Origin of the sequence: Paenibacillus sp., from assembly GCF_035645235.1 — a bacterium.
In the GTDB taxonomy this organism is placed as follows: domain Bacteria; phylum Bacillota; class Bacilli; order Paenibacillales; family YIM-B00363; genus Paenibacillus_AE.
Map to the genome: position 1 here is coordinate 1 of NZ_DASQMZ010000094.1, position 3,926 is coordinate 3,926.

Genomic DNA, 3,926 nt, shown 5'->3' on the forward strand with positions numbered 1-3,926 from the left:
TTCATCTGCCCCTTATGTTTTGATTTTTTTATATCCATAGGCGGTTGCCTAAGATACACGGAAGCGGAACGTTACTCCTTCATGGCGCCGACGGTCATACCCTTGACGAAATACCGCTGCAAGAACGGGTACACGAGCAGGATCGGCACCGTGACGATGATCGTCATCGCGGCCCGCACCGATTGCGGATTGACGATGTTGACCGTGTTTTCGCTGATATGCGCCTGTTGCGTCGCCGATTGGTTCATGGCGCTGAGCAATATTTTCATGAGCTCGTATTGCAGGAGGCTTAAACTTTGCTCCCGGCTCGCGTACAAATAGTTGTCGAACCACGAGTTCCAATGCAGCACCGCGACGAACAGCGTAATCGTGGCGAGCACGGGCAAGCTGACCGGAATGACGATGCGGAACAGCGTTTGAAAGTGGCCCGCCCCGTCGATTTTGGCCGATTCGATCAAGCCGTCCGGCAGCGACTCGAAGTAGCTTCGCATAATAATGACGTAGAACCCGCTGATGAGCAAAGGCAATATATACACCCAGAAGGTGTTCATCAGCTCCAGGTTTTTGATCAACAGGTACGTCGGGATCAATCCGCCGTTCACGTACAGCGTAATGACGAGCATCCCGTTGAACAGCTTGCGGTACATGAATTCTTTCGCGCTCAATGCGTAAGCGAACAAGGCGGTGCACAAAATACCAAGGACCGTGCCGACGACCGTCCGGAGCACCGACATGAGGAAAGCGCCCAGCAAATTCGGATTCGCGAAAATTTCGGTGTAGTTTTGCATCGACCATACGCGCGGCCATAAGTAGATGCCGCCTCGGATCGTATCGATCTTGTCGTTCAGCGAAACCGCTAAGATGTTAAGGAACGGATAGAGCGTAAATAAACTGAAGAGCAGCAATCCGGAGTAGAGCGCCACGGATAACGAGGCGTCGCCGAGTTTTGTCGTTTTCATGCCGTAGCCTCCTTAAAACAATCCGCCATTGCCGGTTTTCTTCGCGAAATAATTAACGGAAAGCACCATGAGAATGCTGACGATCGATTTGAAAATGCTGATGGCCGCCCCGGCGCCGTAGTCGCCGATTTGGAACGAATAACGAAGCGCGTACAAATCAAGCACTTCGGAGAAGTCGATCACCATGGAGTTGCCGAGCAAATATTGGGACTCGTATCCGCTTTGAATGACCCAGCCGAGCGACATCGTCAGCATAATGACGGCGACGGGCATGAGCGACGGGATCGAGATGTGCCAAATTTTCCGAATGCGGCCGGCCCCGTCCACGTCGGCTGCCTCGTATAAGTCCGGGTTCACCCCGGCGAGTACGGCGAGGTATATAATCGCGTTCCAGCCGACCTCTTTCCAAAAATAGAAGAACGTGTTGATGCCCCAAAACCAATGCGGCTGCGCCATGAAATAAAACGGTTCGTCCCGGAGCCCGAGCCCGATCAGCAGGTCGTTGACGAGACCTCCGTCCGGAGACAGCATGACGTGCGCGATGTTGGCGATAACGACCCAGGAGACGAAGTGAGGAATATACGTAATCGTCTGCACCGATCGTTTGAACCAACGGACGCGAATTTCGTTTAACGCGATCGCCAGGCCGACCGCGCCGACGAAGCCGAAGATGAGATTGAGGAATCCCATCGCCAGCGTGTTTCGCAGCACCCGGAAGAAATGCGGGTCTCGAAACAGCTGCTCGAAGTTGTCGAACCCGACGAACGGGCTGCCCGAGATGCCTCGGGCTACTTTGAAGTCTTGAAATGCCATGAGCCAGCCGTATAACGGCATATAGTTGAACACGATCACGATCCCGATCAAGGGGACGGTCATGAGCAACAGCTCTTTCTGCGCGAAGTTCCGCTGCGCCCAGCGGCGGAAAGCCGTAGGTCGCTGCGCGGGCTGCGGCGTTCGCGACGGCTGCAATTCCATGGGGTTCCCTCCTCTTCTCTCTGTCTCTCTCTCTTTTCTCTTTCTGGCTCTAGCTTGATTATAAAAGCGGATGGAAGCGCTTTTAACCGGAGGAAGCGTACGAGTTTACCTTACAAAAAAAAGAAAAGAGCCCCGAAGGACTCTTTCATTGGAATGTTACGGAATGTGAGGCTTCGTCCGTCTCGGCCGCGGCTTCGCGTCCGTCATGGCAGGACGTGTCTTCGGCACGGGACGCCGTACCGTTCGGCGATATCGGCGTCGCCGACCGCCCCGGCGTCGCCTACGACCGGCACCCAGACGACCGTCCCCGCCGGTGCGGGGCCGCCGAGCGCGTCGACCGCAGGGGCCCCGTCCGCGCCGAAACCGCCGATGCGGAACGCGCGCCGCGCGCGCTCCCAGTCGTTGATCTCCCGATTCGTCAGGAACGTAAATCCGCGCGCGCGCGCTTCCTCCGCCCAAATCCGGTACGCCGAGCGCACGCGCTCGTTATGGTGCAGATGATATTGATGAAACAGAAAATGCGCGACGCCTTCCGTCCGGGCGACTTCGTCCAGCATCGGCGCGACGAACGTATCGTCCGTCCACTTCCCCGTGTTCATGTCCGGCGTCAGGAAGCCGACCTGGAGGACGTCGTAACGGCGGTTGTTTTCATCCGCCCACGCGGCGGGAAAATACGGATGGCTCGTGCCGTAGAGGAACCCTACGTTGCCCTTCTTGCTCGGCCCCCGCGTTTGGTCCGAAGCGATGCCCGCCTTTTCGCACCAGCGGAACAGCTCGCCCCAGCCCTCCACGCGGGTCAGGTGGTTTTTGTTCGTGGCGATGTCCCGTTCGCCTGTCGCCTCCTGCAGCCAGCGGAATTGCCTTAGAAATTCCGCCTCGCTCCAGACGCCGTTATCCGCGGCGACGGCGTTATAATGGAACGCGATCTCATGGCCGCCTTCCCGGATGCGGTCGTACAGATGCCGGGAATAGCCGGGCTCGAGCATACACCAGGTGGAGCGGATGCCTTGCTCCTCGAGCAGCGCGAGCGTCGTCGCCGCCTGCTCGTCGCCGTTGAAGTCGCTGTCGTGCGACAGATGGGCGACGCGGTCGATGCCGTGCGGCCAATACCCGACGAACGGCAAGGCGAGGCCGCGGTCGCGGCAGGCGACGACGAGATAGCCGACGAGCAGCTCCCGCCACCAATCCGCGTACGGAAACGCGAAATACGGCAAGCCCGACGCCGTCGTCTTTCGGTCCTTGTCCCAATCCATCAACATGACATCGTCCGCCTTCAGCACCCCGTCCGTCACGTCCGCGGTGCCGTCCGGCGCCGGAACGCCGTCCTCGAGCACCGGCCGGTCGCCCTGCTGCACGGCGACGACCGTCTCCCCGACGTTCACCGCGAATCGGTCGAGTCGCCCGCCCGCGCTTCCGACAGGAAACCGCTGCAGCAGAGGGCCGTTCGGCAGCGAGCCGAACGCGTCGGCGCCCGGCGCCGGAGCGCCGATCGGCCGCCACGGCGCGGCGGAGGCGTACCGCAGTCGAACCGCGCCCGCTTCTCCATACGTTGCGGCGACGAAGCCGAGCGGACCGTCGTCGGCGCGCAGCACTGCGTAATCGCGCGTCGACGGCGCCGCCGGCCGGTGATCGATGCGCGCGGCGAGCCGGTTCAGGTTGGCGAGCGCGACGACGAGCCCGCCCCGCTCCGCGAAGCGCAGCATTGCGTCCGCGTCCCCGTGCAGATCGTCGGCGACGGCCGCGACGACGACGTCGAAGCCTCCCTCGAGCAGCGCGCCCGCCGTCGATACGACCCGATACGCGATCCCGCGATGCTCCAGCAGCTCCAAGACGTATTCGCCGAACTCGTTCCAGCCGCGGGAGCGTCGCTCGTCCGCCGCGCGGCCGTTGATCCATACCGCGATGTTTTCGATTCTCCTCATCGGACGGTCACCACCCTTCCACGATCGTATCTACGTCGACGGCGCCGTCCACGCGGCAGCGCAGCGTCTT

The 3,926-nt window shown here is 60.4% G+C and carries 3 protein-coding genes; all 3 read right to left on the minus strand.

Going from position 1 to position 3,926, the window contains the following annotated elements; genetic code table 11:
- Window positions 1–71: 71 nt before the first annotated feature.
- The 3 genes from VEZ38_RS08685 to VEZ38_RS08695 all read right to left on the minus strand — a co-directional run bounded on the left by VEZ38_RS08685 (window position 72) and on the right by VEZ38_RS08695 (window position 3,856).
- Window positions 72–959 (minus strand): carbohydrate ABC transporter permease, encoded by an 888-nt coding sequence (locus VEZ38_RS08685; RefSeq protein WP_324892953.1) that lies wholly within the window; start codon window positions 957–959, stop codon window positions 72–74.
- A gap of 12 nt (window positions 960–971) precedes the next feature.
- Complete coding sequence (locus tag VEZ38_RS08690) at window positions 972–1,934, minus strand: ABC transporter permease (protein WP_324892954.1); 963 nt, start codon at window positions 1,932–1,934, stop codon at window positions 972–974.
- Window positions 1,935–2,137: 203 nt separating this feature from the next.
- On the minus strand, window positions 2,138–3,856 hold the full coding sequence (locus VEZ38_RS08695) for a hypothetical protein (RefSeq protein WP_324892955.1): 1,719 nt from the start codon (window positions 3,854–3,856) through the stop codon (window positions 2,138–2,140).
- Window positions 3,857–3,926 lie beyond the last annotated feature (70 nt).